The 898-nt window shown below is 44.3% G+C and carries 1 protein-coding gene; it reads left to right on the forward strand.

The window, feature by feature from the left end; translation table 11 throughout:
- The first annotated feature begins 58 nt into the window (after window positions 1-58).
- Window positions 59-814 (forward strand): molybdate ABC transporter substrate-binding protein, encoded by a 756-nt coding sequence (gene modA, locus R7O13_RS25185; protein WP_318304986.1) that lies wholly within the window; start codon window positions 59-61, stop codon window positions 812-814.
- The last annotated feature ends 84 nt before the right edge of the window (window positions 815-898 follow it).

Genomic DNA, 898 nt, shown 5'->3' on the forward strand with positions numbered 1-898 from the left:
TGGGAACGCATTCATTTGGCTAGATAGAATTTTCGCTTGCCTTGTACGGAGTCACTTTATGAAAGCATGGAAAACGCATGCTTGCCTAGCGGCAATATTAAGCATTTCTTTCTCAACAAATGCAGCAACGGATCTGAAAGTTTATGCTGCGTCTTCGATGACGAATGCGATTGACGAAATCGCTCAAGATTTTAAAGAAAAGTATGACGTAACAGTTACGCCTGTGTATGGCGGCTCGTCTTCGATCGCACGACAAATTATCAATGGTGCTCCAGCTGATGTGTTTATTTCTGCAAACACGAAATGGATGGACTATTTGGTTGATGAAGGTGTTATAGATAGTGACAATGTCACTAATTTAGTGCGCAATAGTCTCGTTCTTATTGCACCTCAATCGTCAAGTTTAGCCGTATTTAACTTCGCGGATGCAAATGCTTGGGAAGCGGCGTTAAATGGCAGTCGCCTCGCATTGGGCAACCCTACGTCTGTGCCGGCAGGGATGTACGCGAAAGAATCACTGACTACACTGGGTGTATGGAAAGAGATTCAAACCAAAGTTGCACCAGCAAAAAATGTACGTCTTGCTTTGGCTTTAGTTGAGCGCGGAGAAGCTCCTTTAGGGGTGGTTTATAAGACCGATGCGCAGTTGACTAGCAAAGTGAAAATTGTTGGCGAGTTTTCGAGTGACACGCACGCGGCCATCGTTTATCCAGCGGCGGTAGTGAACGATTCAACGGAATCGAGACAATTCTTCCAGTATTTAAAATCGGAAGACGCGAAGCGAGTTTTTGCTCATTACGGTTTCCAACAATAATACGGTTTTCAATAATAGGGACAAAGAGTGACAGAACTTGAATACCAAGCCCTAATGTTGAGCTTAAAAGTCGGCGCTTATGCG

It is taken from the genome of Vibrio sp. Y176 (assembly GCF_033438945.1).